At 72.2% G+C, this 302-nt stretch carries 1 protein-coding gene; it reads left to right on the top strand.

From position 1 onward, the window contains the following. Window positions 1-181: hypothetical protein (locus JHD62_RS22800; protein ID WP_233161169.1), on the top strand; the 181-nt coding region annotated here is incomplete at its 5' end. Window positions 182-302: the final 121 nt, after the last annotated feature.

Raw genomic sequence — 302 nt, 5'->3', positions numbered from 1 at the left:
CCCCCCCCCCCCCCCCCCCCCCCCCCCCCCCCCCCCCCCCCCCCCCCCCCCCCCCCCCCCCCCCCCCCCCCCCCCCCCCCCCCCCCCCCCCCCCCCCCCCCGCTTTTCAAGCAGAAGACGGCATACGCGATTATTGCGTTCGTCTCGTGGGCTCGGAGATGTGTATAAGAGACAGGCGTGAGCCTTTGCCGTGCTCAGGTCGTCGGTAGCATGCTGCAGAGATTCTTCTGCTGCACGCTTGGCCTCATTGTCGCGCGCTTCGTCGAGATCCTCGCCGCGGATCGCCGTATCAGCCAGGACGG

Origin of the sequence: Aquitalea sp. ASV11, assembly GCF_016429185.1 — a bacterium.
GTDB lineage: Bacteria > Pseudomonadota > Gammaproteobacteria > Burkholderiales > Chromobacteriaceae > Aquitalea > Aquitalea pelogenes.
This window is presented reverse-complemented; position numbering and strand designations above follow the sequence as displayed.